The organism is Corallococcus exiguus, assembly GCF_009909105.1.
In the GTDB taxonomy this organism is placed as follows: domain Bacteria; phylum Myxococcota; class Myxococcia; order Myxococcales; family Myxococcaceae; genus Corallococcus; species Corallococcus exiguus.
On the sequence record NZ_JAAAPK010000005.1, the window covers coordinates 709,427 to 736,158 of the forward strand.

Sequence of the window (26,732 nt, forward strand, 5' to 3'; positions counted from 1 at the left end):
CCGACCCCGCCCATACACGCGCGGGCGCCGCTTAGCACCGAATGAGCGGCGCGTGCAACCGGTACGGGGGCGCGGGGCACCCCACCGCCAGCAGCGGTTGCGGCACCCGCAAGCGCAGCTACCACGGCGCTGGGACCGAAGGGGTGGTTTCTCCTCTGTAGGAGGGGCTCAAAGGAGCAGGCGGCCCTGGGGGCGCCCGGTGGATCAGCAACGGCACAGCCCCAGGGAGGTGACGGGCGGCCGGGCGGAGCGCCCTCCGTCTCTCAGCACCGGGACTCCGGCATCGCCAGCTTGGCAGGGGTCACGTTGGCCGTTCATGCCCAAGGAGTCACGCATGCCGAAGCCGCTCGAACTCACCTCGCCGAAGTTCAAGGACGGGATGCCCATCCCCATCGCCTACACCGGCGAGGGCGACGACAAGGCGCCTCCCCTGCACTGGGAGAACCTCCCCGCCGGGGCCAAGAGCCTGGCGCTCATCGTGGAGGACCCGGACGCGCCGGACCCGGCGAACCCCCAGCGCACCTTCTGCCACTGGGTCCTTTATAACCTCCCGATCAACACCCAGAGCATCCCGGACGGGGCGACCCTGGACGTGCTGCCGGACGGGGTGAAGCTGGGGCGCAACGACTTCAACCGGCAGGACTACGGCGGCCCCATGCCGCCCATCGGCAGCCACCGGTACTTCTTCAAGCTGTACGCCCTGGACACGGTGCTGCCGGACCTGAACCAGCCCAACCGCACGCAGCTGCTCAAGGCGATGGAGGGCCACATCGTGGGGGAGACCCAGCTCATGGGCACCTACGAGAAGACGCACCACCGCAAGCACTGAGGTGCACGGAGCACCTCAAGGTGACGGCAGCTCGCGCGTCATCACGGCGGGCAGGTGGGGCACCTTGAGGTACTCCACGCGCGTGGGCTTCGGCTCCACCAGGGGCCAGCCCGGCGCATCCAGCGCGGCGAGCAGCGTGAGCACCGGGTAGTCGAAGGACTCCACGAGCGGGCCTGACGCGGGCATGGGAGCAAGACCCCATGCGAGCGACAGGCGCAGCCGTTCGCACCGCGCCAGCTGTGGCACGTAGGCGGGCAGACGCTGGAGGAGCTTCGCGTGCGGGGCGTGCTCGCCCGCTTCCAGGAAGCGGTAGTACGCGATGGCCTCTTCGCGGTTGAGCACTTCAGGCAGCACGTCCTGGAGGAAGCGCGCTCGCAGCGGGCCCAGCTCCGGCCGCTTCGCTTCGTCCACCCAGGCGAGCTGTTCGCGCACGCGCTCGGTGCGGTGGAAGTCCATCATCCGGCCAGCGCGCTCCACCACCACCGGATCCACCCGTTGGAGCGCCTCCGCTTCCGACGGCGTCAGGTCCAGCGGGGCCAGGGCTGTGGGGGCATCGAGGCGCCACGCTTCACGGAAGCGGGGATCCACGTGCAGCCGCGCCAGGACTTCCAATGTTCGTGGGTAGCTCATCTCAAGCCGCGCTCGCGCCGCAGCGCTGGAGGATGGCGCGCGCGCGGGCCAGCTCCTCCACCAGCTGCGCGAAGGGAGGAAAGCCGCTGTCCATCTCGAAGTTCACCCCGCGCACCGGGCTGCGTGGCGCGACGTATTCCAACAGGCGCCACACCTCCTCCGGCGACGGCGCGGAGTGGCTGTCCAATCTCAATCCCTCCATCGTGACGCCGCCCGCCAGGTGCACCTGCACCACGCGCTCCAAAGGCAGCCGGTCCAGGAAGCCATACGGGTCGAACCCGTGGTTGACCGCGTTGCAATAGAGGTTGTGCAAGTCCAACAACAGTCCGCAGTCCGCGCCCTCCACCACGCGGCGCAGGAACTCCGCTTCATCCAACGTGTTGAGCGGCGTGTGGAAGAGATACGCGATGTTCTCCACCACGAACGGCACGTCCAGGTCCGCCCGCGCCGCCTTCACGTTGCGCACGCACGTGGCCACCGCCTCCTCCGTCAGCGGCACCGGCGTCAGCGCGCGCAGAGGCAGGTTCCCCACGCGCGTGAAGCACAGGTGGTCTCCGTGCCAGACGCTCCGGGTGAGCTGACGGACGCGCTTCAAGCCATCCCGGTAGCCAGGCGCGTCCACACCGTCCGAGCCCACCGACAGCTCCAGGCTGTGGCCCACAATGGGATAGCGCTTCGCGAGCAACTCCAGCCGCCGCTCCGAGTCCGGCGTGAGCGGCAGGAAGTGCTCGGGCGTCACCTCCAGCCAGTCCACGCCGGGGTTGCCACGCGCCAGGTGCGGATTGAGGTCCCAGCGGTAGCTGAGCCCCACGCCCAGGAAGGGAAGGCCCATGGCTTCAGGCCTTGCGCCGCGCCATCACCTGGAAGTGCTGCCCCAGGACGGCGAAGCCCTCGTGCGCCAGCTTCTCCTGCAACGCCAATATCTCCTCGCGCGCGGCCCACGCGTCCCACGGCTTCTCCGCGGTCCCGCCCTGCGCGGCCGCCATCGCCTTGAGCATGTCGAAGAACATCACCGGCTTGCCGAAAATCTCGAGCAGCTCCGCGCCCGCGTCCGCCACCGCGCGCTCCAGCTCGCGCACCGTGAAGGCGTGCACCGGCAAGCCATACGGGCACGTCGTGCGGCCGTCGTGGAGCGTGCGGAAGGCCTCCTGCGGCTTGCCCAGCTTCAGGTAGCCGGAGAAGGCCTCGTAGCGGTTGTCCACGCCCAGCACCACCGGCGCGCCCGGCTTCGCCACGCGCACCAACTCCTTCACCGCGCGCGGGTACGCGTCCAGGCAGTACGACACCGGGTCCCCTTCGCAGAAGACCAGGTCGAAGGCCGCGTCCGGCAGCTCCAGCGCCGCGACGTTCCCCTCCACGAAGGCCACGCGGTCCAGCAGCCCCTTCGCGGTGAACTGCGCCCTGGCGCCGTCCAGCATGCCCGGAGAGATGTCCAGCACGGTGACGTGGTGCCCGGCTTGCGCGAAGCGCGTGCCGAACTTGCCGCCACCGCCGCCCGCGTCCAACACGCGCCAGGTCGTGCCGTCCTTCGGCAGCAGCGCCTCCACCGGCTTCCAGGTGAGGTGCTCGTACGTCAGCCAGAACAGCTTGATGGCCGTGGCGTCCGGCGCGCCCTGGTCGTACTTCGGGGACACCTCGTCGTAGCGGCGCTTGAGGCTCTGCGGGTCGGCGGAGGTCATGCGAATGGCCCTTGGGACAGGTCAGTAGTTGAAGGAGATTTTCGAGAGGATCCGCCGCTCCTGGGAGCCGCCGAAGGGCTGATCCGTGTAGACGAGGAAGATGTCGCTCCACTGGCGGTAGTGCCACCCCACCATCGCGTCCAGGAACGTGCCCTTCACGGAGTTGTAGTCCGCCAGCTCGTACACGCCGCCCTTCTGCAACGTCAGGCGCGCGTAGAGGTCCGGGCTGAAGTGGTAGCGCAGCTGCGCGTAGCCGGAGAAGCTGTAGCCGTCCCCGGACGTGCCGTAGAGGTCGCTGTTCGTGGGCACATTGAAGTTGCGCGTGTAGAAGCCGCTGAAGCGCGCGACGATGTGCGGCCCCACCTTCATGTTCACCGCGCCGTTGAAGCCGCGAATCTCTCCGCCCAGGAAGCGGCCGGCGACGGCCGTCAGCGTGTAGCTCTGCCAGTCGTGCGGGAACAGGGTGAAGCCAAACGTGCCCAGCCGGTCCCGGAAGCCCAGGTTGTCGTCGTAGATGCCCTCCAGGTAGAGCGCGAAGTCGTGGTGCAGGTAGGGCTGCACGTTGAGGCGGTTGCGCCAGCGCGTGCGCTCGCCCTCGTGGTTGCGGCGCCACAGCGAGTCCCACGTCATGTCCAGCCGGGGCAGGAAGCGCCACCCGGGGAACGGGTTCAGGAACAGGCGCGAGTTGTAGCCCTGCTTGTCCACCACCGGCGTCCAGCCCAGCGGGTTCGCGTAGTTCTTCCCGATGTCCTCGAACTGCAACCAGAACTCCGACAGCGTGTCGAAGCGGTGCAGGCCCACGTGGTACGCGTCCGAGTCCTCGTTGCCCAGCGGGCTCCAGCTCTTCAGCGCCTGCGCCTGGATGAAGAACTCCTCGAAGAGGTGGAAGTTGCCGTCCACGCCCACCGTCTGGAAGTCCGAGTCCCCGAACAGCCCGCCCCGACCGCTGCGGTTGAGCGCCACCAGGGAGATCATCGACCGCTTGCCGATGTCCTGCTGCAAGCGGATGACGCCGGAGTTGACGTTCTCGAAGACCTCGCGGCCGTTGGCGTCCCGGCCGGTGAGGTCGCGGTGCTGCACGTCCATCATGGAGAAGCTCAAGCCCCCCAGCTTGCCGGTGAGCTGCAGGCCGCCCCACACCCGGTCATGCGGCCGCAGCGCGATGCGGCGCGAGGTGAAGACGTTGATGGGCGCGATGAAGAGGTGCTCGCTCTCCGTGAAGAACGAGCGGCGCTCCGGCAGCAGCGGCTGATCCGTGTCCAGCAGGAGGAAGCTCTGGTCCGCCTCCGCGTCGCTGAAGTCCGGGTTGGCGGTGAGCTTCACTGACAGCCAGGGCGTCGGGTCGATGCGCGCGTCCGCGCCCACGTTGGGACGGAAGACGCCCCGGTCGTCCGTCGTCTTCAGCGCCACCGTGCTGGCCACGTACGGGGTGATGCTGAAGATGGAGCGCGGCTTGATGCCCTTGAGCCCCTCCAGGTGCGGGTAGCGGCTCACCTTCGCGCTGTTGACGCCGTCCGGCGTCCAGTTGCTCCACTCCTGGTTGCGCGACTGTTCGCGGTCCAGGAGCATGCCGAAGGAGATTTCGTCCTTCGTCTCGAACTGGAAGTTGGCGAACGGGATGCGCACCTCCGAAATCCACCCGTCCTTCACGATGGTGGACTTCGTCTCCCACTCGCCGCGCCAGTTGGTGGAGAACGCCTCGCCGTCATCCACGATGCGCCCGTCGGTGCGCACGCCCAGCGGGTTGGTCCAGAAGTAGTACGCGTTCCGGTGGTCCAGGAACGTGTCCAGGATGATGGTGATGTTGTCCTCCTGGTGGAGGAACCCCTCGTTCTGCACCGTGTAGCCGGTGATGCGCTCCGGCTTGGAGTCGATGCAGTGGAAGAGGAAGTACAGGTTGTCCTGGTCGTAGAGGATGCGGACCTTGGTGTCGTCCGGCGCGGGCTTGCCGTAGTTGATGCGCGTGAGGTACCAGCCGTCGATTTCCGGGGCCGCCTGCCACGCGGGCTCGTCCCCCGTGCCGTCGATGGTGATGGTGTCCTGCGTCCGCGTCGCGGTGACCTTGTACGTCGAATCAGCGTGCCCCAGCGTGGGCACCAGCGCGGCCAACAGCGCGGTGCCCCAGCGACACACGTGGCGAAGGGGACTCATCCAGGCTCCGAGGTGGGGGTGAGGGCGGCCACGGGGGCCGGTTCAGGCGTGGCGTGTGAAGACGCCTCGCGCACGCGCGACACACAGCCGAGCGCAAGCACGAGGGACACCGACGAAATGAGGAACGTGCTGCCGATGCCGGCGGCTTGCGCGACGAAGCCGTAGGTGACGGGCGCGAGCACGGAGGCCAGCGCGCCGCAGGCGCCCAGCGCGCCCATGAACCGGCCGCGCTCGGAGGGCGCCGGGGACTGCTCCACCACCAGCGCGGACGCGGAGGAGCGGTGCAGGCCGTCTGGGATGGCCAGCAGCACCCAGGCCACCACCAGCGTCATCAGCGCGGCGCCGTCCGGCAGCCATCCCGCGGCCCCCAGCACCGCGGCCATCACCGCCATGCCCGCGAGGCCCGGTACAATCATGCCCACGCGCCGGGACAGCCGGTCCGACAGCCGTCCGCCGAAGGGCTGCACGAACGCGTACGTCAGCCACGACGCCGCCACCAGCGGCCCTACGGCCTCCCGGGGCGCGCCCAGCTCCACCGCGTACAGCGGCAGGTACGTGGGGAACAGCGCCAGCGCGAAGGTGAAGAAGAACTGCCAGAGGAACAGCGCCGCCGCGCCCGGCCGGTCCTTCACGTAGGTGAACGGCGACAGGAGCCCCCGGAACACCAGGCCCCACGCAGCGCCCGCCCCACCGCGCACTGCCTCCGCGCGCGGGGGCCGCGCCGGTTCGTCCAGCCCCAGCAGCAGCAGGCTGCCCGCGAGGAACAGGCCCCCCGCCAGGAAGAAGGTGCCCGCCACCGACAGCGCGCGGATGACGGCGGAGGACGCGAAGAGCGCCGCGACGAACACCAGGTTCGACGTGGCATCCAGCAGCGCGAACAGGGTGGCGCGCTGTCTGGCGGGCGCGAAGTCCGCCACCATCGCGTTGGCCACCGGCGCCGCGCTGCGCGACAGCAGCATCTTGAGGATCATCACGGCGGCGAGCGGCTGCGGGTCGTCCACCAGCGCCACCGCCGGCACCATCAGCGACGTGACGAGCGACAGGCCCACCACGAAGGGCTTGCGCCCATGGCGGTCCGACAGCGCCCCCAGCACCGGCTGCACGAAGATGGGCAGCAGCGCCCCCACTGTGTAGAGCGCGCCAATCTCCTGGAAGCCCAGCCCGCGCGAGCGCAGGTACAACGGCATCACCGGGTTGAGCAGGCCGGAGGCCGCCATGCCCAGGAGCCCCGAGCCCAGCATCACCCGCAGGTTCCCCAGCCCCCGCGTCAGCCCGTACATCTCCCGGATGGCACCCACGCCCTGGCGGATCATCCCCCCACCCCTTCTCCGGAGCCGGGCGCGTCGGCATGAGGCTTCAGCCCCAGCACCGCCTCCACCGCCTTCGTGAGCGTGGGCACCGGCCGCACGTCCAGCGCCGTCAGGGGCGCCGCGTCGAACCCGCTGCCCTCCGGCACGAACACCGCCACCCTGTCCGCCCGCGGAAACACCTGCTTCACGTAGGACTGCGCCACGCCCAGCTTTCCCTGGAGGAACTCGCGCGGCGCGGGCGCGAGCTTTTCCCCATGCGCCTCCAGCGCCACGCCCGTGCCCAGGAAGGGCGACGGCAGCGGCAGGCCCGCGAGCAGCGCCACCCACGCGACGAACAGCGGCAGCGACGCGCTCCGGCCATCCAGCGTCACGTTCCGGCCGCGCGGCGAGACGTGCAGGTCCGTCTCATCCCACGGCAGCGCGTAGCGCGCGCGGCCCACCGCGGACAGGTGGCGCGCATGGTCCTGCCACGCGGCGGTGAAGGCATTGCCCCGCGACACGTCCGTCCACAGCCGTCCCTGGCCGGGGCGCACGGACACCTCCACGGGCACGACTCGAAAGAGCGCGTGTCCGCCGACGTCCGCCTGGGTGAAGAGCAATACCTGCGTGGATGCGGGCAGCATGGGCGGGCGTGTCGGCGTGTGAGAGGAAAGACACAGCCGGGAGGAGGACCACAGCCCTCCTCCCGGCCATGAAACGCGTTACTCCGCGACGACGATCACGCTCATGCCGTTGGAGCAGGTGCACTTGTCGGACGACGCGGAAACGCGGACGATCTCGGACTGGATGTACATGGTGGTTCTCCTGGGATGGATGTTTGAGACTTGGGAACCGACGGGCGCGACTACTCCGCCTGCGTGCTGGTCGAGGCGATGACCATGCCGTTGGAGCAGGTGCACTTGTCGGTGGCGGCGGACACGCGGACGATCTCGGACTGGATGTACATGGTGATTCTCCTGGATGGATTGCTGCGTTCACTGCGGTGAAACATGGCGGAGTGTGGACAGGGGGTCTGACATTGCCTGCCAACACTCCGGTGCTTCATTCCAGCCGTGAAAAGACGTCTCACGTCTGGCATCACGCGCACCCGGGGCGACCCGGGCACACGGGATTCCCAAGGGCCAGGGCATGGCCCGGCCTGTCCCTCTCACGAGGGGAAAAAGCCACTCAGCGGACGGCGAAAGTCAGACGGGACGCGAGGGCTCGCACAGCCCCAGTTCCTGGAACTGCGTCACGGTGCGCTGGACGTCGGCGCGGATGGTTTCTTCCTGGCCCGCGGCGCCCAGCCGGAGCGCCAGCGACGCCACCGCCCCCTCCAGGGACGTGTCGCCCTGGCACAGCTCGAAGATGCGGGCGGCGGTCTCGTTCACCCGGAAGACCTCTCCGCCCTCGGTATCCATGAGGAAGAAGGCTTCGTCCTGCTGCTGGACGATGACGCCGGAAGTCGCGCGGGGCAGATTCAAGACATCCCCCTCCGAAGGCGCGGCCCCCGGGGATTCCTGACGGAAGCAGGAAGGCGTCGGAATCCGGTTCAAGCCGCGCTGTTACAATTCCATGTTTCTAAATGCTCCAATAAAGCCTGTCAACACATGCAAGGATTCGGGTTGGGGCATCATGAGAGGGTTTGCGAACGTGCCGGGTCCTGAAGCGCCGCGTCGGTCCAGAGCGGGGACCGGCTGTTGTGCGGTGGTGGGCGATTGACGGGCGGGGGTGGCTTCACCGCGGGGGGCCAGGGGTGCGAAGGTAGGGGGGTGAGGAGCACAGAGCGCACGAACCGTCGGGTGGGGACGGTTTCCGAGGAGCCAGGGGCGGAGTACCGCCTCTTCGACGACATGCCCCTGGGCATGTTCGTGCTTCGGGACGGCCTGCTCATCCATTCGAACGCGGCCCTTTCCCGCCTGATGGGCGTGGAGCGAGAGCAGCTGTCGGGCAAGCCCGTGACGGCGCTCCTGTGGGAGCCGGGACCGTTGGAGGACCCAGCGGATCGGCTCGCGCGGAGGCTGGGTTCGTCGCCCGTGGCGGGCACCTACGAGGCGTGGCTGGCCGTGGGCAACGAAGGGCTCCGCGTGGAGCTGACGGTGCATCCGCATGCCAGGGATTGGGTGGTGCAGGTGCGCGACGTGACGTCCCGCGTCCGGCGCCGCACGGTGCTGCGACGGCTGGCGGAGCTGGGCAGCGCGGTGCGCGCACTGCACTCCGAGGACGCGGTGCGCGAGGAGGTGTTCCGGGGGCTGGAGGCGCTGGAGCTGGGCTTCGCGTGGCTGACGCCCCGGGGTGTGGGCGTGGAGCTGTCCGTGGCGGGACTGTCCCCCCGGCTGGTGCCGCACGCGCCGTCGCTGGGAGGTCGCGTGCGGGTGGAGGCCCCTGGCGGCTGGGCGCCCGCGCTGGTGCGCACCTGGCGCGAGGGCGATGCGTGGATGGAGGACCTGGGCGTGGAGGCGTCCCGCTTCGTGTCCGAAGCGCGCATGGACGCGGTGCTGGCGGTGTTCCGGCGCGTGGAGACGCACCGGGCGGTGGGCGTGCGCATCGACGTGGAGAACGCGCCCACGGCCATGCTGGTGCTCGCCTCCGACTGGCTGAGTGAGGAGGACGTGGCCGCGGTGCGGCTGTTCGGCCAGCAGGTGTCCTCCGCGCTGGACGCGGCGCGCACCATCCAGCGGCTGAGCGTGCGCGCGACGGCGCTCACCGCGTTGGGACGGCTGGCGTCACAGGCCGCGTCCGCGCCCCACCCGCGCGCCTTCTTCGGCTCCGGCACGGAGGAGATTTCCGGACTGCTGGGCTGCGACGCCGTGTGCCTGCTCCTGCCCGCGGACACGCGGCACGAGTCGGGCGAGGCCCTGGAGCTCGTGTACGCGCGCGGCCTGTCCGAGGACGCGGTGGCGCGCGTGCGCCGTGCGCGGCTGGGGTCGCTTCCCCGTCCGGGTGGGATGCCGGACGCGGTGCAGGTGCTGGACGCGGAGACGTGTCCCGCGCCCACGCGCGACGCGCTCCGGGCGCTGGCGTTCCAGACGCTGGTATCGGTGCCGCTGCGAGTGCGCTCGCGCGGCGTGGGCACGTTGAGCGTGCTGTTCCACGCGCGCCGCCGGCTCACCGCGCTGGAGGTGGAGACACTCCAGGCCATGGGCACGCACTTCGCGGCTGCCATCGAGTCCCACCGGCTGCTGGACGAGGTGCGCGGCCGGGCGGAGGACCTGGCGCTGATGCATGAGGTGGGCAAGGCGCTGGCGGCCACGCTGGAGCTGGACCGGCTGCTGGCCACGGGCGTCACCAGCCTGGCGCGCATCGTGGACGTGCCGGACGCGTACGTGCTCCTACCGGATGCCCAGGGGAACCGGCTCGCCATCCGCGCGGCGACGGGCAGCCACCCGGAGCTGGTGGGGCGCCACGTGTCGCTGGACCTGTCGGTGAATTCGCTCGCGGGCCAGGTGTTCCGCACGCGCCAGCCGCTGCGCGTGGAGGACGCTCGGCTGGAGGTGCGGGCGGACGACGAGCTGCGCCGCGCCGCGGAGGCCCAGTCGTACATGGTGCTGCCGCTCGCCGTGCACGACCAGATGGTGGGCGTGGCGGTGATGGTGGAGACGCGCCGGCCCCGCCGCTTCACGCCCGCGGAGCTGGAGCGCGCGGACGCCATCGCCAATCAGCTGTCGCTGGCGCTGGAGGGCGCGCGGCTGGTGGAGGACCTGAAGCAGAGCTACGCGGAGCTGGCGCGCGCGCAGGAGCAGCTGGTGAACCGCGAGCGGCTGGTCGCGCTGGGCGAGCTGTCCGCGGTGGTGGCCCACGAGGTGCGCAACCCCCTGGGCGCCATCTTCAATTCGGTGGCCACCATCCGCCGCATCATCGGTCCGGAGAATCCGGCCATCCCGCTGGTGGACATCGTGGGGGAGGAGGCGGACCGGCTCAACCGCATCGTCGCGGACCTGCTCACGTTCGCGCGGCCTCCGTCGCCGCACCTGTATCCGGTGTCGGTGACGCAGCTGTTGGAGGAGGCGGTGGGCAGCGCGCTCGCCGACGTGGGCGGCACCTCGCCGTCTCAGGTGCGGGTGGAGTGGGTGATGGAGGAGGACGTGCCGACGGTGACGGTGGACGAGCGGCTCATCCGCCAGTGCTTCCTCAACGTGGCGCTCAACGCCGTGCAGGCCATGCTGCCCCAGGGCGGCACGCTGCGCGTGATGGCGCGCAAGGCGTGGACGGACCGGGCCGGCGTGCAGGTGGAGATCAGCGACACGGGGCCGGGCATCCCGGCGGAGCTGCGCGCGCGCGTCTTCGAGCCCTTCTTCACCACCAAGGCCCAGGGCACCGGGCTGGGGCTCGCCGTGGTGAAGCGCATCATCGATTCACACGTGGGCCAGGTGTCGCTGGACGCGCCGGAGACAGGCAAGGGCACCATCTTCCGCCTCTTCCTGCCGCTGGAGCCGCCGGTGGCGCCGAACCTGCCCCTGACGGGTGCGTGACGGAAAGGCGCGCGCTCAGATGCCGCCTTCGCCGCCGTTCAGGAAGAGCCACATCACGCCGAAGCCCAGTCCGCACGCCAGGGCCACCACCACGAGCATGGCCCAGAAGCGGTACTGAGGCGGGATGGGCCACAGGCCCTGGAGCGGGTTGCCCCCCTTGGACTTCACGGGCTTCTTCTTCTTGGTGTTGCGCTTCTCGGCGGCGAGCTCGGCTTCGCGGCGCTTCAGCTCCGCTTGCCGGAGCGCCTCGGAGATGTCCATGTCGTAGCCCACGAGCGTTTCGCGCGTCTTGGTCCGCACCTGCATGGGGCGCGTCTCATGGGGCCGCTCATTCACGACGGGGGCCTGGCGGCGAGGGACTTCCTTGGGCGGGACGTAGGGGGTCGCCTTCTCGTCCAGGTAGGCCGGCATGTTGCCCGTCGTCTGGGACAGGGCTCCGAAGATCTTCGCGGCCTCCAGGGCCTCGGTGGCTTCGCCCGCGCCCTGCGGCGACCAGGGCACCGGCAGCTCGTCCTGGGACATGGGGCGGGTGGCGTCCGGGAACGCCTCGGCGGGACGCGCCTGGGGGGCGGCCCCCACGGAGGTGGCGGGACGCGACTGCGGCGCGGGTCCCACGGAGGTCTGGGGACGAGGCTGGGAGGCAGGGGCGCGCGGCGCCGCGTTCGCCTTGGGGCGGCCGGGCTTTTCGACGTCGGTGCTCTCTTCTTCCGCGTCGTCCGTGCTGGGGCGCGCAGCCATGGGCGAGGAACCAGCGCCCTCGGTGGCGTCTTCCTCGCCGGAGCCCGGAGTCCAGCCACCCTTGCCGGTGGCGGGCAGGCCCGTGGCGCTCTTGCGCGCGGGCCGCTCGTTGGTGGTGGAGTCCTCACTGCCTGCGCCGGGAGTCCAGCCCGGGCGCGAGGGGCGGTTCTGCATCGGTGAGTCCTCCGGGGCCGGGGGGGGCCCCTCACTGTGAGACGCTCGAAGGTGTGTAACGGAGTCTTTCGCGTCCGGGCCCGGATTCCAATCCGGCCGGGACGGTTCTTCCGCCGGAGCCTGCCTGCCCGCGGGGGTGCGCTCCCCCGGGTCGGTGGTGTCCTCCGCGCCCGGGCCCCCACGGGATTCCAGCGGGCCGGGAACCTCCTGGGGGGTGGCCTCGTCCTCGCCCGGCCCGGGCGTCCACTGGAGGTCCACCGCCGGTGCCGGCGGGGCCTTGCCCACCTCCGGGGTCTGGGGAGGAAGTCCTGGCGTGGTGGGCTCCGCGGCGCCGATGCCTGGCAGCCATGCATCCATGGTGATTTCCAGGTTGTGAAGCCGCGCCGGAGGCGCCTTGCGCGGCAGCTCCGCCGCGTCGCCGGACTCCTCCTGGAGCCTCTTCGCCTCCGCCGCCGCGCGCAGCGCCTGCTCCACCTTCGCCGCGTCCAGGGCCTCGGTCTCCTGCCCCACGCTGGCGTACTCCGACGGTTGCGGCTTCGCGGCGTCTCGCGCTCCGGTCGCCGGGCCCGCGCCCTCCGCCCGCTGTAACTTCGCCGCGTCCAGCGCCTCCGTCGCGATGTCCTCCTGTGCCCGGAGCGCCTCCGCCGGATCCATGGTCCCGGGGGGCGCGAGCACGGACGGAAACTCCTGACGCGTGTTCGCGCGCTCGGGCTGCTCGCGCAGCAGATCGTCCAGCATCTGCTGCTCGATGACCTTCTCTCGCGGGAAGGCCGCGGACATCAGCCGCACCAGGTCCTGATCCGTCACGTTGGGCGCCAGCTTCTCCTTCAGCGCGCCCAGCGCCTCCGCCATGGCCGTCGCCGTGGGGAAGCGGTCGTTCGGCTCGGATGCCAGCGCGCGCGCCAGGAACGCGTCCACCGCGCGCGGCAGGTCCGGCCGGTAGCGCCCCGCCGGCTCCCACTGCGGATAGGCCGCGCGTCGCCAGCGCTCCAACGGGTCGCCCCGCTGCGACAGCGGCTTCCACGAGAACAACTCCCACAGCACCACGCCCACCGCGTACAGGTCCGCGCGCCGGTCCACCGTGCGCTTGCGGGCCTGCTCCGGCGCCATGTACGTGAGGTTGCCAATCACCACGCGCGGCGCCGTCTGCTGCTCCTTCAGCGTGGACTGCGCCGCGCCGAAGTCGATGATCTTCACCTCGCCCGCGTAGCTCACGCACACGTTCGCGGGGGACAGGTCACGGTGCACCAGGTGCAGCGGGTGCCCTTCTTCATCCGTCGCGTCGTGCGCGTACGCCAGGCCCTCGCACAGCCGGATGCCCATCTGGAGCAGCGGCCCCAGGGGCATCATCCGCTGGCGCTGCCGCAGGCGGTACGCGAGCCGGCTGAGCGTCTTGCCCAGCACGTACTCCATGGCGAGGTACAGCTGCCCGTCCACCTCGCCCATCGCGTACACGCGCGCGATGTTCGGGTGCGCCAGCCGCACCACCACGCGGGCCTCGTCGCGGAAGCGGCCCACGAACTGCCGGCTGTCCACCAGCCCCGGCAGCACCTTCTTCACCACGACCGCGCGCCCCACGCCCTCCTCGCGCGCGAGGAAGACCTCCCCCATCCCCCCGGCGCCAATGCGGCGCACGAGGGTATAGGGACCGAAGCGCACGGGCCCGGTCAGGGCCTCTGGTTCAACGGGCGTCGCCAAGCGCGCGGAACGCCTTGCGAGCCGCGGCGAGCACGTGCGCCACCTCCGGCTCGCCGATGGCCAGCGAAATGAACGCCGCCTCGAACTGGCTGGGCGGCAGGTACACACCTTCCTGAAGCATCGCGTGGAAGAAGCGCCCGAACTTCGCCGTGTCCGCCTTCTTCGCGGACGCGTAGTCGAACACCGGCTCCGACGTGAAGAACACCGTGATCATGCTGCCCACGCGGTTCACCGTCACCGGCACGCCCGCCGCCTTCGCCTCCGCGCGGAAGCCCTCCTCCAACAGCAGGCCCAGCTGCTCCAGCCGCGCGTACGTCCCCGGCGCCGCCAGCGCCTTCACGCACGCCAGGCCCGCCGCCACCGCCACCGGGTTCCCGGACAGCGTGCCGGACTGGTACACGGGCCCCTCCGGCGCCACCTTCGACATGATGTCGCGCCGGCCGCCGTACGCGCCCAGCGGCATGCCGCCGCCCACCACCTTCGCCAGGGTGGTCAGGTCCGGCTTGAGCCCGTACAGCTCCTGCGCGCCACCGCGAGCGAGCCGGAAGCCCGTCATCACCTCATCCAGCACGAAGAGCACGCCGTGCTTCTGGCAGAGCTTCTGCAACCCTTCGAGGAAGCCGGGGCGCGGCACCAGCACGCCCATGTTGCCCACCACGGGCTCGATGATGGCGCAGGCGATGTCCTTGCCCTTCTCGTTGAAGATGCGCTCCACGGCCTCCAGGTCGTTGAAGGGCGCGGTGAGCGTGAGCGACGCCAGCGCGGACGGCACGCCCGGGGAGTCCGGCAGGCCCAGCGTCTCCACGCCGCTGCCCGCCTTCACGAGGAACGGGTCACCCGCGCCGTGGAAGCAGCCCTCGAACTTGAGGATGGAGTCGCGGCCGGTGAAGCCGCGCGCCACGCGGACGGCGGCCACCGTGGCCTCCGTGCCGCTGGACACCAGGCGCACCTTCTCCACCGAAGGCACCGTGGCGCAGAGCAGCTCCGCGAACTCCACCTCCGCGGCGACGGGCGCGCCGAACGTGGTGCCGCGCCGGGCGGCCTCCACGATGGCCTCCACGATGGGCGGGTACGCGTGGCCCAGGATGAGCGGGCCCCAGCTGCCCACCAGGTCCACGTAGCGGTTGCCGTCCACGTCGGTGAGCCACGCACCGGAGCCTTCCTTGAAGAAGACGGGGTCGCCTCCCACGCCACGGAAGGCACGCACCGGAGAGTTCACGCCGCCCGGGATGCGCGCCTGCGCACGGGCGAAGAGGGCCTGGCTTTGAGCGTGTTTCATGCCGGTGGGCATAGCACGCGCCGGACGCGCGTCCCTGCCCCGAGTGGCCCTCCGATGTCGCCTTTTCACCCCAGAGCGGACGCCTGCCTGGCTGACCGGGGCGCGCTCGCAACGTAGGGAATTCACGTGCGTCGCCAGGGACCTGGAAGATACTGGCGGACACGATGTCCCACAGGTCCCGACGAAAGCACCGATGAGAATCGAGCGCATCGAGGTCAAGAACTTCCGTGGATTCGCGTCGCGAGCCTTCGAGTTCTCGCCCTCGTTCAACGTGCTCATCGGCGACAACGGCACGGGGAAGACGGCCATCCTCGACGCGCTCTCCATCGCGGCGGGCGCCATCTTCCTGGGGCTGGAGGGCGCCACGCCTCCCGGCATCCATCGCGATGACGTGCGGCGCGTGATGCACACCGCGGGCGAGGTCCCCACGCTGGAGGCCCTCTACCCCGTGGAGGTGCGCTGCAAAGGCCTCGTCGAGGGGAAGAGCCTGGAGTGGGCGCGGACGCTCGAAGGCCCCAACAAGCACACCACCCATGGACAGACATCCGACCTGTCCAAGCGGACGCTGTCCTGGCGTTCGCAGGTGCGCAAGGGCAAGGACGTCGTCCTGCCGCTCATCGCCTACTACGGGACGGGACGCCTCTGGCTGCAACGCCGGGCCCGCCAGTCCACGGCGTCGGATGGAGCCAGGGTCCTCAAGCCCCGCTCCCGGTTCAGGGGCTATCACGGGTGCCTCGACCCCTCCTCCAATCACAAGGACTTCATCTCCTGGTTCAAGACCATGGAGCTGATCCAGCTCCAGGAGGGGCGCGCGCTCGGCACGTTGGGCGCGGTGAAGCACGCGCTTCGCGAGTGCATGCGGGACTGGACGGACGTCCGCTATGACCTGCGGCTGGGCATGCTGGTCGCGAGCAAGAAGGACGGCGCCCAGCTGCCCTTCGACATGCTGAGCGACGGCGCCCGGAGCATGCTGGCCATGGTGGGCAACATCGCCTACCGCACCGCCACCCTCAATCCGCACCTGCGTGAGCAGGCGCCCTCCCAGACGCCGGGCATCGTCCTCATCGACGAGTTGGACCTGCACCTGCATCCCAACTGGCAACGCGAAGTGGTGGACGACCTGCGCAAGGTCTTCCCCCAGATGCAGTTCGTGGCCACGACCCACTCGCCCTTCATCATCCAGTCGCTGCGCGAGAACGAGCTCATCAACCTGGATGATCAATCCCGCGAGACGCTCCCCAGCCGGAGCATCGAGGACATCGCGCAGGAGGTGATGGGCGTGGACCTTCCCCAGCGCAGCCATCGCCATCAGGTGATGATGGAGGCGGCGCGGAAGTACTACGCGGCGCTGGAGCAGGCGAAGGGCTCCAAGGGCAAGGAGCTCCAACGCCTCAAGCAGGAGCTCGACGAACTCTCCGCGCCCTTCAGCGACGACGTCGCCTACCACGCCTTCCTGGAGATGCAGCGAGGCAAGGCCGGGCTCCCCGGAGACGAATCGTGAGGCCCGTGGAGCGGGGGGACTGGCCCGTCGACGGCGAGGGCGTGCGCCGGACCTTCTCCGATTACCCGGAGGCGCGCGGCGCCCTCATCGAGCGGATGGGTGAGTACTGCTCGTTCTGCGAGGGCCGGATGAACGCCAGCCTCGCCGTGGAGCACATGCTTCCCCAGGAGCATCACCCCGGGCTCGCGCGGGAGTGGCACAACTTCCTGCTCGCCTGCGTGAACTGCAACAGCACCAAGAGCGCCAAACGCATCCGCCTGGGGAGCTACTACTGGCCGGACCGCGACAACACGGCCCGGGCCTTCGTCCACGCCGCGGACGGAGTCGTGACCGCGGCGCCGAACCTGAGTCCCCAGGAGCGGCGTCGCGCGGAGCGGACGCTTCAGCTCACGGGGCTCGACAAGCTGCCGCCCCACCATCCCAGGGCCAGCGACCGCCGCTGGCAGCATCGCAGGGAGGCGTGGGCACGAGCGGAAGAAGCCCGGGACTGCCTCGCTGCCTCCGACACGCCCCACATGCGGAGGCTGGTCATCCGGCAGGCCACGGCGCTGGGCCATTGGTCCATCTGGATGACTGTCTTCGCGGCGGACGCGGACATGCGCCAGCGGCTCATCACCGCGTTCACCGGCACCGCCAGGGCCTGCTTCGACTCGGCCACCCGGCCCGTCCCCCGCGCGCGCGGCGCGCTTTAGCCTGCGCACCTACACGCTGGCGCGGTTATAGCCACCGCATGCGCATCCTCCACACCATGCTCCGGGTCGGCGACCTGGAGAAGTCGCTCGACTTCTACACCCGCGTCATCGGCATGAAGCTCCTGCGCCGCCAGGACTACCCGGACGGACGGTTCACCCTCGCCTTCGTTGGCTACGGCCCGGAAGACACCCACCCCGCCCTGGAGCTCACCCACAACTGGGACACGGCGAAGTACGAGCTGGGCTCCGCCTACGGCCACATCGCCCTGGGCGTCAGCGACATCCACGCCACCGCCAACGCCATCCGGCAGGCCGGCGGCAAGGTCGTCCGCGAGCCCGGCCCCATGAAACACGGAACCACCGTCATCGCCTTCGTGGAGGACCCGGACGGCTACAAGGTGGAGCTCATCCAGCAGAAGGCCTGACCCATCCGTGGCGCCCCCAACAACCGGGGCGCCCTCCCGTGAACCCATGGACACGGGCGGCATGGGCAGGCAGGCGGACGCGATTTCCACACGATGTTTCGCGCCTTCCGCTCGCCGCGCCCCCTGCGGGGGTGTAGAGAGGCCCGCGCGCGATGCAGCGAGGCGCGCACCCTCCCCCTCTTCTTTCGAGGCCGTCGTCATGGTGGAGAGTCCCCAGAGCCAGAACGCGCTGTCCCCCGACGAGCTTCACGAGGCGTGGGCCGTGCTCTCCATGGACGAGCGCCTGGAGGGATTCCGCCTGCTGCCCGCGGCGGTGGCGGACGACTTCTTCCTGGGCCTCACCGCGCGCGAGCAATCCGAGCTCATCCTCAGCCTCCCCCAGGGCGAGCGCCGCACCTGGGTCCGCCTGCTCCCCCCGGACGACCTGGCCGACCTGGTCCAGGCCGTGGAGCCGGAGCAGGTGGACGCCATCCTGTCGCAGCTGGACGACGCCAGCCGCCGCGAGGTGAACGTCCTGCTGGCGTACTCGGAGGACGACGCCGGCGGTCTGATGAACCCGCGCTTCGCCCGCGTGCGCCCGGACATGAGCATCGACGAGGCCATCGGCTATCTGCGCAAGCAGGCGCGCGAGAAGGTGGAGACCGTCTACTACGCGTACGTGCTGGACGCCGAGCAGCGGCTGCAGGGCGTGCTGTCCCTGCGCCAGCTCTTCCAGGCCGCGCCGGACAAGCGCGTGGCGGACGTGATGATCCGCGACGTCATCACCGTGGCGGAGAACACGGACCAGGAGGCGGTGAGCCGCACCTTCTCCGAGCACAGCTTCATGGCCATGCCCGTGGTGGACGAGCAGCGGCGCATGAAGGGCATCGTCACGGTGGACGACATCGTGGACGTGGTCCAGGAAGAGGCCACGGAGGACATCCAGAAGGTCGGCGGTATGGAGGCCCTGGACGCGCCCTACTTCGACGTGGGCTTCCTGGCGATGCTCAAGAAGCGCGCCGGCTGGCTGATGGTGCTCTTCCTGGGCGAGATGCTCACCGCCACGGCCATGGGCTACTTCGAGCATGAGATTGCCCGCGCCGTCGTGCTGAGCCTCTTCATCCCGCTCATCATCAGCTCCGGCGGCAACTCCGGCAGCCAGGCCACCACGCTCATCATCCGTTCGCTGGCGCTGTCGGAGATGCGGCTGAAGGACTGGTGGCGCGTGGCCCGGCGCGAACTCAGCACGGGCCTGGCGCTGGGCGCGATCCTGGGAGTCGTGGGCTTCACCCGCGTGATGGTGTGGCAGGGCCTGTTCCACAGCTACGGCGAACACGCGTTTCTCATTGGCATGACGGTGGGCGTGTCGCTGGTGGGCGTGGTCATCTTCGGCACGCTGTCCGGGTCCATGCTGCCGTTCATCCTCCGGCGCGTGGGCTTCGACCCCGCGAGCGCGTCCGCGCCCTTCGTGGCCACGCTGGTGGACGTGTCCGGACTCGTCATCTACTTCACGGCCGCGAGCCTCTTCCTGAGCGGAACCCTGCTGTAGTCGGCGACGCTCCCGGGACCCATGATTCCCACCACCCGTCGGCGCACGCTCACCCTCGCGGCGCCCGAAGCCCCCGGCCGTCCCGCGCACGTCTCCGCCGCCAGTGGTCTGGTGCGCGCGGGGGACTGGCTCTACGTCGTCGCGGACGACGCGCTCCACCTCGCGGTGTTCCCCGCGGCCGGAGACGCGCCGGGCCACACCGTGCGCCTCTTTCCCGGAGAGCTTCCGGCAGGACACGCGGAGCGCAAGGCTGCGAAGCCGGACCTGGAGGCGCTGTGCAGGCTGGGGCCCTCCGCGTCCTTCGCGCACGGGGCGCTGCTGGCCCTGCCCTCGGGGTCCACGCCCGCGCGGCGCCGGGCGTCGGTGCTGCCCTTGAACGCGGACGGGACGCTCGCGGGCGAACCGCGCACGGTGGACTGCACGTCGCTCTACGTGCAGTTGGAGCGCGAGCTGGTGGCGCTCAACGTGGAGGGCGCGGCGGTGGCGGGCAAGCGGCTGCGGCTGCTCAACCGGGGCAACGGCGAGGGCGGCGTGGACGCGCTGGTGGACCTGGACCTGGACCGCGTGCTGGCCAGCCTGGACGTGGGCGTGATGGGGCCGGAGGCCGTGCGCACCGTGCGGCGGTGGGAGCTGGGTGAAGCCAATGGCGTGCGGCTGTCCTTCACGGACGCGTCGCCGCTGCCGGACGGGCGCGTGGTGTTCACCGCCACGGCGGAGGCGTCTCGCGACCGCGTGGCGGATGGGCCGTTGAAAGGTTCGGCGGTGGGAGTGCTCGCGCCGGATGGCACGCCCGTGTACCTGGACGCGGTGGACGTGCCCGTGAAGCTGGAGGGCGTGGACGCGCGCGTGGAGGGTGGCCGCGTCCACGTGCTGCTGGTGGCGGACGCGGACGACCCGTCGGTGCCCGCGCCGCTCCTGGAAGCCGCGTTGCCCGTGCCGGGCTGAAGCACCTGGCGCGCCGCCAGCGTCGCGGCGAGGCCTTGCGCCTCACGCCGGCATCGTGGCGCCTTCGCTTGTTCAGCCGCCGCGCGTCACCAGCAGCGGCCCGAAGGCCTGCGCCACCGGCATCATGGAGATGACGTTGATGTTCACGTGCGCGGGGCGAGTGGCCACCCAGTACGCCGTGTCCGCGACGTCCTCGGGCGTGAGCGGCTGGGTCTTGTCGTAGAGCGCGGCGGCCTTCGCCTCGTCGCCGCGGAAGCGCACGTGGGAGAACTCCGTGCCGCCCAACAGCCCCGGCTGGATGTCCGTGACGCGCACCGCGGTGCCGTGCAGGTCCGCGCGCAGGTTGAGCGTGAACTGATGCACGAACGCCTTCGTCGCGCCGTACACGTTGCCGCCGGGGTACGGGAACTCGCCCGCGATGGAGCCGATGTTGATGACGTGCCCCCGGTCGCGCGCCACCATGCCCGCGAGCGCCTCACGCGTGCAGTACAGGAGGCCCTTCACGTTGGTGTCCACCACCACGTCCCAGTCCTCCAGCCGTGCCGCCTGCGCGGGCTCCAGCCCCAGCGCGAGCCCCGCGTTGTTCACCAGCACGTCCACCTGCGCGAAGTCCGCCGGCAGCGAGGCGAACGCCGCCTTCACCGCCGCCTTGTCCGTCACGTCCAGCGTCACCGGCAGCAGCCGTTCGCCCAGCTCCGCCTTGAGCGCGTCCAGCCGGTCGCTCCGCCGTCCGGCGGCGATGACCCGCGCGCCCTCCTTCACGAAGCGGCGCGCGATGGCCTGCCCGATGCCCGCCGTGGCCCCTGTCACCAGCACGATCATGTGAATGCCTCCCACGCGAGAAGGGCCGCTTGCGCCCCGTCAGGGCATGGCCCGGCCGTTACATGGCACGCGGGAGGAACGGGCGCACGCGAATGCGCCCGACGGAACAACGTCAGTCGCCGCGGTCGCGGGCGGCCTCTTCGGCGCTGCCGCCCATGGCTTCCACGGAGGTGCGCGCCTGCTTGCTGCGGTCGAACGCCACCTCCTTCTTGCCAATCCCCTCCACCGTGAGGTTGGCCAGGCGGCGGCGTGCCCGGGTGATGGCGTCCTGCACCAGCGACGGGTCGGGGTGCGTCTTCAAGCACTCCACCCAGGTCTCGATGGCCTTCTCGTTGTCGCCCGCGTCCGCGCGCAGCTTGCCCATCTCGAAGAGGGCGTGCGGCGCCAGCTCCGAGTCCGGGAAGCGCGTGCGCAGGTCCGCGTACGTCTTCAGCGCTTCCTGGCGCTTGCCGTCCACCATGGCCAGGGCCTGCGCCTGGAGGAAGAGCGCGTCGTCCACGTAGGGGCTGGTGGCGAAGCGGTCCGGCAGCTTCTTCGCCTCCAGCTCGCACTGCGGATAGTCCTGGAGCTCGAAGTACGTCTTGGCCACCTGGTACTGCAGCTCCGCGCCCTGCGGCGGGTTGCGGTGCAGCGCGGCGGTGAGCTGATCAATGGAGCCGCGCAGGTCGCGGTAGTGCACCCGCAGCAGCTCCGCCAGGATGATGCGCGCCTCCAGCGACTCCGGCGCCTCCGGGCACTGCTGGATGAGCTGGCGGTAGACGCTCACCGCCTCCTTCACCTTGCGCTGCTCCAGCCAGTACACGTCCGCCGCGCCCTTGAGCGCCCGGGCGCGCATCACCAGCGCCTCCGGGGTCTCGTCGCGCAGCAGCATCTCGTAGGCCTTGCGGTACTCCACCAGCGCTTCGTCCGGACGCTTCTCGAAGATGGCGTCGCGGGCGCGCTGCATGTGGTCCACCGGCTTGTCGCGGCAACCCGTGACGGCGAGCGCCCCCACCGCCAGGACACATGCCCACCGCGACAGCGCGCGCGTCATCAGCAGGACTCCGGGATGAGGCGCACGCAGCGCGTCTCGTCGCAGCGCACGCACTCGCGCTCCGAGGAGACGTCCGTCACGCACACGGAGACGCGCGACGTCCTGGGGCAGTCCTCCGACGTCACACAACGGTAGAGGCCCCCGTCGGTCCGGGTGATGTCCACCGCCGTCGAGCCGCAGCTCTCCAGGTCGTTGCATCCCAGGAGCGCCGCCGCCGCGACTGCCATTGCTGCCACCAAGGCGCGTTGCACGGCTGTGGGTTCTAGCCAACTTCCGACCCCGGGTCACGAACCGTGCGCCCGCCTGCCCGCCCGGAAGCAGGAGTTCCCCGGGAAAGCGAGCACCCATGCATGGCCAGCGTTTCGCCCGCCGTGCTAGCCCTGTCGCGTCACGCCATTCTCCCTCTCGCCCCAGGAGTCCGAAAACCATGAGCCTTCCCTCTCGTCCTCGCGCGGTGGTGACGGGCGCCGGCAGCGGTCTGGGCCGTGCGCTGTGTGAAGCGCTGGCGGCCCGTCAGGCGCGGGTCATGGTGTCGGACATGAACGCGGCCAGCGCGGAGGAGACCGCCCGCCGCGTCACGGAGCTGGGCGGCGAGGCGCGCGTGCACCCGTGTGACGTGACGGACCCGGACGCGGTGGAGGCGCTGGCGCGCGCCACGGACGAAGCGTTCGGCGGCGTGGACCTGGTGGTGAACAACGCGGGCGTCGCCACCGGAGGCGCGGTGGGCACGCTGCCCCTGGCGGAATGGAAGCGCGTGCTGGACGTGAATTTGTGGGGCGTCATCCACGGCTGCCACGCGTTCGTGCCCCGCCTGAAGAAGCAGGGCTCCGGGCACGTGCTCAACATCGCGTCCGCGGCGGGGCTCGTGTACGCGCCGAACCTGGCGGCGTACAACACGTCCAAGGCGGCCGTCGTCGCGCTGTCGGAGACGCTCTACGCGGAGCTGCAGCCGCTGGGGCTGGGCGTCACGGTGGCGTGCCCCACGTTCTTCCGCACGAACATCGCCGCCGCGGCCGCGCCCTACTCCGACCCGGAGACGCGCCGCATGAGCGTGAAGCTGGTGGACCAGTCCAAGATTGGCGCGGAGTGGGTCGCCGAGCGGCTGCTCAAGGCGGTGGACCAGGGCGCGCCGCACGCGCTGCCCATGGCGGATGCGCGCTGGTTCTGGCGGCTGCGGCGGCTGGCGCCCGGGCTGTTCCTCCGGGGCGTCATCGCGGTGGAGAAGCGCCTCCGCGAGCGCACCGCGCGCATCCCCGGCTAGAACCTCAGTTGCTGCGCTGCTGCGTGGGCGCCTTGCCGGACGTGAGCACGGTGGTGTCCACGGACGCCATCGAGTTGCGCTGCTTCACCATCCGCGCCTTCTGGTTCTGCTTGCCCTCGTGCTTGAGGATGGCGGCCATGTGGGCGTCGGCCACCTTGCACTGGATGGCACTCACCTCCTGGTGACGCCGCCCCAGCTCGTTCCACATGGCGAGCCGTCCCTGGCTGCCCAGGAGCCGGTCCTCGACCGCGTCCAGGGCCTGGTCCATCTGCTTGCCCTCGGCCTCCAGGGCCGCGAGCCGCGCTTCGGAATCCTCGGGGGACTGCCCGCATCCGGTGGCCACGGCGACCCCTACGGCCACCGCCAGTCCGAGCCACATCCGCCGCATCCCCACATCGCCTCCCAGGTGTCTCGGGCCGTCCACCGGCCTTCAGGCAGCGCAAGGTAGGAACGGGCCCTGGGAGCGACAACCCGAACGCCAGCCGGGGAGGTAGGCGTTTCCAGGAGCGAACGTTTGGGCATCTTTCCTGTCCCACCGGTTTGACGGTGAGGCAGAAGGCCCGTGAATTCCGCGCGTCAGGGCGCGGAGCGCGTCCGGTGCTTCAGGATGAACTCACACACCTCGCGCGCGGCACCGAAGCCCGCGGCGCGCTGGGCCACGTAGTGCACCTGGGCGCGCACCTCGTCCGGCGCTTCCGGCACGGTGGCTGAGAAGCCCACCGCCTTGAGCAGCGGCAGGTCCACCACTTCGTCACCCATGTAGCCGCAGTGCTCGGCGGACACGTTGAGGAGGGCGAGCAGCTTCTCGAAGTGCGCCACCTTGTCCTGGCTGCCGAAGTGCACGTGGCGCAAGCCCAGCGACTGCATGCGCATCTGCGCGGAGAGGCTGTCGCCGCCGGAGATGGCGGCCACCTCGATGCCCACCTCCTGCAGGCGCTTGATGCCCATGCCGTCACGCACGCTGTACATCTGCGTCCAGCCGGAGTTGGGCACCCAGAAGATGCGGCCGTCGGTGAGCGTGCCGTCGATGTCGAAGATCATCACCGACAGGCGCGCCACCCGAGCCTTGAGCGACTCCAGGTCCTGGTTCATCCGTGCCTTTCGCTACTTGGGCACGGCCTTGAGCGAGGCCTTGCCGTCCTTGATGACGACCTTGAACTCCACGGCCTTCGCGTTGTGCTGCTTGAGCAACTCCGGCACCTGCTTGCGCAGCGTGGCCGCCACCGACTCGTAGGACAGCTTGGACGTGTCCTCCTGGCAGCGGCGCTTCGCGGTGACGTACGCGTCGTACACCGCGCGCAGCTTGTCGTCGGCCATGCCGCCACCGGGGCCGGCCGCCGCGGGACGGGGCGCGGCGGCAGCCACCGGACGCGCGGGCTGCTGCGGGGCCGCCGCTGGAGCCCTGGTGGCCATGCCCGGAGGCACCGCCGGACGCCCCGCCGCCGGGGTCCCACCCGGGGCCACCGCCGGCGTCACCGGGGGCAGCTTCGACGTCCCCACCGCCGGGGTCCCCTTCTGCGGCGTGCCCGCCACGGGTGAGATGGACGGCAGCCCGCTCACGGGCGCGACCGCCGGGGTCCCCTGCTTCGGAGGCACCAGCCCCGCGGGCGTACCCCGGGGCGCGCCGGCCGGCTGCGCCGCGACAGGGGCCACCGACGGACTGCCGCGGAAGGGCGTACCGCCCGCGGACTGCTTCTCCGCCAGGTACTCCGAGGAGAGCTTCGGCTCGTTGATGGGGCGGCGGCCGGTGAGCTCTTCAATCTCCTCGAAGTCCATGTCGTCGATTTCTTCGGGGATCTCCACCACGCCCTTCTGGCGGTCGCCCGTGGCACCGGCCTGCTTCGGCCCGGCGCGGCGGCGGGCCTTGGCCAGGTCGCGGCGGTAGGTGCCGGCTTCAATCTCCTGGATGGTGCGCACCCACAGCCGCTCGTAGGTGAGGAACTTGTTGTGGAGGCTCTGCACGCGGAACTTCACCGACGTGCTGCGGATGAAGGCCCCCTTGAGCTTCAGCATCCGCTTCTTCAGGTCTTCATGCGCGCGGATGGGCGCCTGGCGCTCCATGCCCAGGAAGTACTGCTCGTAGCTGTGGCGCAGCTCCGCGATGGCCGCCTCCAGCTCTTCACATTGCTGAAGGGCGGCTTCGCTGGAGGAACTGGCGTCCAGTTGCGCGGGCCGGACCCCACCTTTGGCGGCGGACCGTGCGTTGTCGGGCGGCGGCATGTTCCCAGAGTGTCCCCAACCCGGGCGCGGCTCGCAACCTCAGGCCGCTGACGGTGTAGGCCCCAGGCCAGCGGCCTCACCCGCCGGTCGGTGGCGCGCCATCAGCAGCGCACCGAAGGTGAACATGCACAGGGAGATGAACTGGCTGGTGGACACGTTGTACCAGGCCTCCAGGGGCACCGCTCCGGCCAGCCCCTGGGCCCCCAGCGACTCCAGCAGGCCGTGCAAGGTGCCGCGCTCCACGTCGCCCCGGAACAGCTCCACCGTGGTGCGCAGGCAGGCGTAGGCCATCAGCCACAGGGCGAAGATGTGCCCGTGGAAGCGGCGGAAGCGACGCGCGTAGAGGAGCGCCACGAAGAGCACCAGCTGCCCCACCGACTCGAAGAGCTGCGTGGGGTACACCGGCAACGTGGTGCCGTGCTGGGCGACCCAGTCGGAGATGCGCACCGCGCCCGGAGCGGCCTGGTGGAGCACCTGCCCGGTGGCCTCCACCACGAAGCGGTCATCCCCCGCCTGCGAGCCATACGCCAGGCTGGACGCACGCCCCAGCTGGCCAAACAGGTCCTGGGCCAGCCCGGAGCCCGGGAAGGTGACCCCCGTGTGCGAGTGGCTCCCGGCCATGTCGCCCCAGCAGCACCCGGCGGAAAAGCACCCCAGGCGCCCCAGGCACTGCCCCAGCGACACGGTGGGGATGCACACGTCCGCCAGCCGCAGGAAGTCCAGGCCGTGCCTGCGGGCGAAGAGGAACGCCGCCAGCCCCGCGCCAATGAGGCCGCCGTAGAACACCAGCCCGCCGCCCAGGGAGAAGACCTGCGTCCAGTCGCGCGCGTAGTCCTGCCAGTTCACCAGCACGAACAGCACGCGGCTGCCCACGAGCCCGCCCACCAGCACCCAGAACGCCATGTCCAGCACCTGCTCGCGCTTCTGGGGCCCCTCCGTGTCCACCCAGCCCCGGCCCTCCACGAAGCTCACCCGGCGCCACTCGTCCTGCGCCAGCCGGCCCGCCACCGACACCGCGGTGACGAAGCCCGCGGCCAGGAGCACGCCGTAGGTGTGCAGCGGGATGCCCTCGCCCCTTCCCCCGGGGAACGCGTCCGCGGGCAGCGCGTACATCAGGCCGAAGTACGCGAGGAAGCCGCCCACCACCGCGAACCCCACCGCGCGCAGGAGCTTGTCCTGGAGCGACGCGGGTCCCTCCTTGCCCGTCTTCGCGTCCACCGGCCCCAGCGTGCCTCGCCAGCCATTGACGGCGACGGAGGCCACCACTCCCACCGCGGCGGCGTACAGCAACAGCTGCATCCACAGCGTGGTGAAGGACAGGCGTAGCAGGACGGGGAGCATGGGGACCTCTTGCCCGGGAGGCCCG

The 26,732-nt window shown here is 70.6% G+C and carries 24 protein-coding genes; 8 read left to right on the top strand and 16 right to left on the bottom strand.

What is annotated here, in order from left to right; genetic code table 11:
- Nucleotides 1-334 precede the first annotated feature (334 nt).
- Complete coding sequence (locus tag GTZ93_RS23150; protein WP_139922745.1) at nt 335-829, top strand: YbhB/YbcL family Raf kinase inhibitor-like protein; 495 nt, start codon at nt 335-337, stop codon at nt 827-829.
- A gap of 15 nt (nt 830-844) precedes the next feature.
- Here GTZ93_RS23150 and GTZ93_RS23155 read toward each other — a convergent pair whose 3' ends face one another.
- The 7 genes from GTZ93_RS23155 to GTZ93_RS23185 all read right to left on the bottom strand — a co-directional run bounded on the left by GTZ93_RS23155 (nt 845) and on the right by GTZ93_RS23185 (nt 8,062).
- On the bottom strand, nt 845-1,459 hold the full coding sequence (locus tag GTZ93_RS23155) for a hypothetical protein (protein WP_139922748.1): 615 nt from the start codon (nt 1,457-1,459) through the stop codon (nt 845-847).
- A gap of 1 nt (nt 1,460) precedes the next feature.
- Nucleotides 1,461-2,291, bottom strand: a complete 831-nt coding sequence (locus GTZ93_RS23160; protein WP_139922751.1) for a DUF692 domain-containing protein — start codon at nt 2,289-2,291, stop codon at nt 1,461-1,463.
- Between the two features lie 4 nt (nt 2,292-2,295).
- Nucleotides 2,296-3,138, bottom strand: coding sequence for a class I SAM-dependent methyltransferase (locus GTZ93_RS23165; protein ID WP_139922753.1), 843 nt, complete (start codon nt 3,136-3,138; stop codon nt 2,296-2,298).
- A gap of 21 nt (nt 3,139-3,159) precedes the next feature.
- The gene (locus GTZ93_RS23170; RefSeq protein ID WP_139922756.1) at nt 3,160-5,289 is read right to left on the bottom strand and encodes a carbohydrate binding family 9 domain-containing protein; all 2,130 of its coding nucleotides are present in this window, start codon (nt 5,287-5,289) and stop codon (nt 3,160-3,162) included.
- Nucleotides 5,286-6,602, bottom strand: coding sequence for an MFS transporter (locus GTZ93_RS23175; protein ID WP_139922759.1), 1,317 nt, complete (start codon nt 6,600-6,602; stop codon nt 5,286-5,288). Before GTZ93_RS23175 ends, GTZ93_RS23170 begins: the two co-directional genes overlap by 4 nt.
- Nucleotides 6,599-7,222 carry a hypothetical protein gene (locus GTZ93_RS23180; RefSeq protein ID WP_139922762.1) on the bottom strand — a complete coding sequence of 208 codons (624 nt, stop codon included), beginning with the start codon at nt 7,220-7,222 and terminating at the stop codon, nt 6,599-6,601. The genes GTZ93_RS23175 and GTZ93_RS23180 overlap by 4 nt, the downstream gene beginning before the upstream one ends.
- A gap of 561 nt (nt 7,223-7,783) precedes the next feature.
- On the bottom strand, nt 7,784-8,062 hold the full coding sequence (locus tag GTZ93_RS23185) for a PqqD family protein (protein WP_161662989.1): 279 nt from the start codon (nt 8,060-8,062) through the stop codon (nt 7,784-7,786).
- A 318-nt stretch (nt 8,063-8,380) separates the two neighbouring features.
- On the opposite strand from GTZ93_RS23185, the gene GTZ93_RS23190 reads away from it, so the two are divergent.
- Nucleotides 8,381-11,050, top strand: coding sequence for a GAF domain-containing protein (locus GTZ93_RS23190; protein ID WP_180946105.1), 2,670 nt, complete (start codon nt 8,381-8,383; stop codon nt 11,048-11,050).
- Nucleotides 11,051-11,065: 15 nt separating this feature from the next.
- On the opposite strand, the gene GTZ93_RS42910 is transcribed toward GTZ93_RS23190, so the two are convergent.
- Both GTZ93_RS42910 and hemL read right to left on the bottom strand, forming a co-directional pair.
- Entirely contained in the window at nt 11,066-13,660 is a 2,595-nt protein-coding gene (locus GTZ93_RS42910; protein ID WP_261778768.1) for a serine/threonine protein kinase, read from the bottom strand.
- Complete coding sequence (gene hemL / locus GTZ93_RS23200; RefSeq protein ID WP_139919818.1) at nt 13,644-14,939, bottom strand: glutamate-1-semialdehyde 2,1-aminomutase; 1,296 nt, start codon at nt 14,937-14,939, stop codon at nt 13,644-13,646. The genes GTZ93_RS42910 and hemL overlap by 17 nt, the downstream gene beginning before the upstream one ends.
- A gap of 193 nt (nt 14,940-15,132) precedes the next feature.
- On the opposite strand from hemL, the gene GTZ93_RS23205 reads away from it, so the two are divergent.
- The 5 genes from GTZ93_RS23205 (at nt 15,133) to GTZ93_RS23225 (ending at nt 20,030) form a co-directional block, all read left to right on the top strand.
- Complete coding sequence (locus tag GTZ93_RS23205; RefSeq protein ID WP_139919819.1) at nt 15,133-16,440, top strand: AAA family ATPase; 1,308 nt, start codon at nt 15,133-15,135, stop codon at nt 16,438-16,440.
- Entirely contained in the window at nt 16,437-17,132 is a 696-nt protein-coding gene (locus tag GTZ93_RS23210; RefSeq protein ID WP_139919820.1) for an HNH endonuclease, read from the top strand. The genes GTZ93_RS23205 and GTZ93_RS23210 overlap by 4 nt, the downstream gene beginning before the upstream one ends.
- Before the next feature lie 38 nt (nt 17,133-17,170).
- The gene (gloA, locus tag GTZ93_RS23215) at nt 17,171-17,557 is read left to right on the top strand and encodes a lactoylglutathione lyase (RefSeq protein ID WP_120575573.1); all 387 of its coding nucleotides are present in this window, start codon (nt 17,171-17,173) and stop codon (nt 17,555-17,557) included.
- 199 nt (nt 17,558-17,756) lie between these two features.
- Nucleotides 17,757-19,085, top strand: coding sequence for a magnesium transporter (mgtE, locus tag GTZ93_RS23220; protein WP_120575572.1), 1,329 nt, complete (start codon nt 17,757-17,759; stop codon nt 19,083-19,085).
- A gap of 21 nt (nt 19,086-19,106) precedes the next feature.
- Complete coding sequence (locus GTZ93_RS23225; RefSeq protein WP_120575571.1) at nt 19,107-20,030, top strand: DUF6929 family protein; 924 nt, start codon at nt 19,107-19,109, stop codon at nt 20,028-20,030.
- A 72-nt stretch (nt 20,031-20,102) separates the two neighbouring features.
- Here GTZ93_RS23225 and GTZ93_RS23230 read toward each other — a convergent pair whose 3' ends face one another.
- The 3 genes from GTZ93_RS23230 to GTZ93_RS23240 form a co-directional block, all read right to left on the bottom strand.
- Entirely contained in the window at nt 20,103-20,852 is a 750-nt protein-coding gene (locus tag GTZ93_RS23230; RefSeq protein WP_139919821.1) for an SDR family NAD(P)-dependent oxidoreductase, read from the bottom strand.
- A gap of 112 nt (nt 20,853-20,964) precedes the next feature.
- Entirely contained in the window at nt 20,965-21,885 is a 921-nt protein-coding gene (locus tag GTZ93_RS23235; RefSeq protein WP_120575569.1) for a tetratricopeptide repeat protein, read from the bottom strand.
- Complete coding sequence (locus tag GTZ93_RS23240; protein WP_167548271.1) at nt 21,885-22,112, bottom strand: hypothetical protein; 228 nt, start codon at nt 22,110-22,112, stop codon at nt 21,885-21,887. Before GTZ93_RS23240 ends, GTZ93_RS23235 begins: the two co-directional genes overlap by 1 nt.
- Before the next feature lie 200 nt (nt 22,113-22,312).
- Here GTZ93_RS23240 and GTZ93_RS23245 point away from each other — a divergent pair, with 200 nt between their 5' ends.
- Nucleotides 22,313-23,146, top strand: a complete 834-nt coding sequence (locus GTZ93_RS23245) for an SDR family NAD(P)-dependent oxidoreductase (protein ID WP_120575568.1) — start codon at nt 22,313-22,315, stop codon at nt 23,144-23,146.
- Nucleotides 23,147-23,150: 4 nt separating this feature from the next.
- On the opposite strand, the gene GTZ93_RS23250 is transcribed toward GTZ93_RS23245, so the two are convergent.
- From GTZ93_RS23250 to GTZ93_RS23265, 4 genes are all read right to left on the bottom strand, one after another.
- The gene (locus GTZ93_RS23250; RefSeq protein WP_257979305.1) at nt 23,151-23,525 is read right to left on the bottom strand and encodes a hypothetical protein; all 375 of its coding nucleotides are present in this window, start codon (nt 23,523-23,525) and stop codon (nt 23,151-23,153) included.
- 197 nt (nt 23,526-23,722) lie between these two features.
- On the bottom strand, nt 23,723-24,238 hold the full coding sequence (locus GTZ93_RS23255) for a KdsC family phosphatase (RefSeq protein WP_139919823.1): 516 nt from the start codon (nt 24,236-24,238) through the stop codon (nt 23,723-23,725).
- 12 nt (nt 24,239-24,250) lie between these two features.
- Nucleotides 24,251-25,366 carry an MXAN_5187 C-terminal domain-containing protein gene (locus GTZ93_RS23260; RefSeq protein WP_139919824.1) on the bottom strand — a complete coding sequence of 372 codons (1,116 nt, stop codon included), beginning with the start codon at nt 25,364-25,366 and terminating at the stop codon, nt 24,251-24,253.
- A gap of 39 nt (nt 25,367-25,405) precedes the next feature.
- Nucleotides 25,406-26,707 carry a prolipoprotein diacylglyceryl transferase gene (locus tag GTZ93_RS23265; protein WP_139919825.1) on the bottom strand — a complete coding sequence of 434 codons (1,302 nt, stop codon included), beginning with the start codon at nt 26,705-26,707 and terminating at the stop codon, nt 25,406-25,408.
- Nucleotides 26,708-26,732: the final 25 nt, after the last annotated feature.

Bases quoted from the DNA above. Each gene is read 5' to 3' on its own strand.
- GTZ93_RS23150 (WP_139922745.1), top strand. From the start codon at position 335: ATGCCGAAGCCGCTCGAACTCACCTCGCCGAAGTTCAAGGACGGGATG.
- GTZ93_RS23155 (WP_139922748.1), bottom strand. From the start codon at position 1,459: ATGAGCTACCCACGAACATTGGAAGTCCTGGCGCGGCTGCACGTGGAT.
- GTZ93_RS23160 (WP_139922751.1), bottom strand. From the start codon at position 2,291: ATGGGCCTTCCCTTCCTGGGCGTGGGGCTCAGCTACCGCTGGGACCTC.
- GTZ93_RS23165 (WP_139922753.1), bottom strand. From the start codon at position 3,138: ATGACCTCCGCCGACCCGCAGAGCCTCAAGCGCCGCTACGACGAGGTG.
- GTZ93_RS23170 (WP_139922756.1), bottom strand. From the start codon at position 5,289: ATGAGTCCCCTTCGCCACGTGTGTCGCTGGGGCACCGCGCTGTTGGCC.
- GTZ93_RS23175 (WP_139922759.1), bottom strand. From the start codon at position 6,602: ATGATCCGCCAGGGCGTGGGTGCCATCCGGGAGATGTACGGGCTGACG.
- GTZ93_RS23180 (WP_139922762.1), bottom strand. From the start codon at position 7,222: ATGCTGCCCGCATCCACGCAGGTATTGCTCTTCACCCAGGCGGACGTC.
- hemL (WP_139919818.1), bottom strand. From the start codon at position 14,939: ATGAAACACGCTCAAAGCCAGGCCCTCTTCGCCCGTGCGCAGGCGCGC.
- GTZ93_RS23205 (WP_139919819.1), top strand. From the start codon at position 15,133: ATGAGAATCGAGCGCATCGAGGTCAAGAACTTCCGTGGATTCGCGTCG.
- gloA (WP_120575573.1), top strand. From the start codon at position 17,171: ATGCGCATCCTCCACACCATGCTCCGGGTCGGCGACCTGGAGAAGTCG.
- mgtE (WP_120575572.1), top strand. From the start codon at position 17,757: ATGGTGGAGAGTCCCCAGAGCCAGAACGCGCTGTCCCCCGACGAGCTT.
- GTZ93_RS23225 (WP_120575571.1), top strand. From the start codon at position 19,107: ATGATTCCCACCACCCGTCGGCGCACGCTCACCCTCGCGGCGCCCGAA.
- GTZ93_RS23230 (WP_139919821.1), bottom strand. From the start codon at position 20,852: ATGATCGTGCTGGTGACAGGGGCCACGGCGGGCATCGGGCAGGCCATC.
- GTZ93_RS23235 (WP_120575569.1), bottom strand. From the start codon at position 21,885: ATGACGCGCGCGCTGTCGCGGTGGGCATGTGTCCTGGCGGTGGGGGCG.
- GTZ93_RS23240 (WP_167548271.1), bottom strand. From the start codon at position 22,112: ATGGCAGTCGCGGCGGCGGCGCTCCTGGGATGCAACGACCTGGAGAGC.
- GTZ93_RS23245 (WP_120575568.1), top strand. From the start codon at position 22,313: ATGAGCCTTCCCTCTCGTCCTCGCGCGGTGGTGACGGGCGCCGGCAGC.
- GTZ93_RS23250 (WP_257979305.1), bottom strand. From the start codon at position 23,525: ATGTGGCTCGGACTGGCGGTGGCCGTAGGGGTCGCCGTGGCCACCGGA.
- GTZ93_RS23255 (WP_139919823.1), bottom strand. From the start codon at position 24,238: ATGAACCAGGACCTGGAGTCGCTCAAGGCTCGGGTGGCGCGCCTGTCG.
- GTZ93_RS23260 (WP_139919824.1), bottom strand. From the start codon at position 25,366: ATGCCGCCGCCCGACAACGCACGGTCCGCCGCCAAAGGTGGGGTCCGG.
- GTZ93_RS23265 (WP_139919825.1), bottom strand. From the start codon at position 26,707: ATGCTCCCCGTCCTGCTACGCCTGTCCTTCACCACGCTGTGGATGCAG.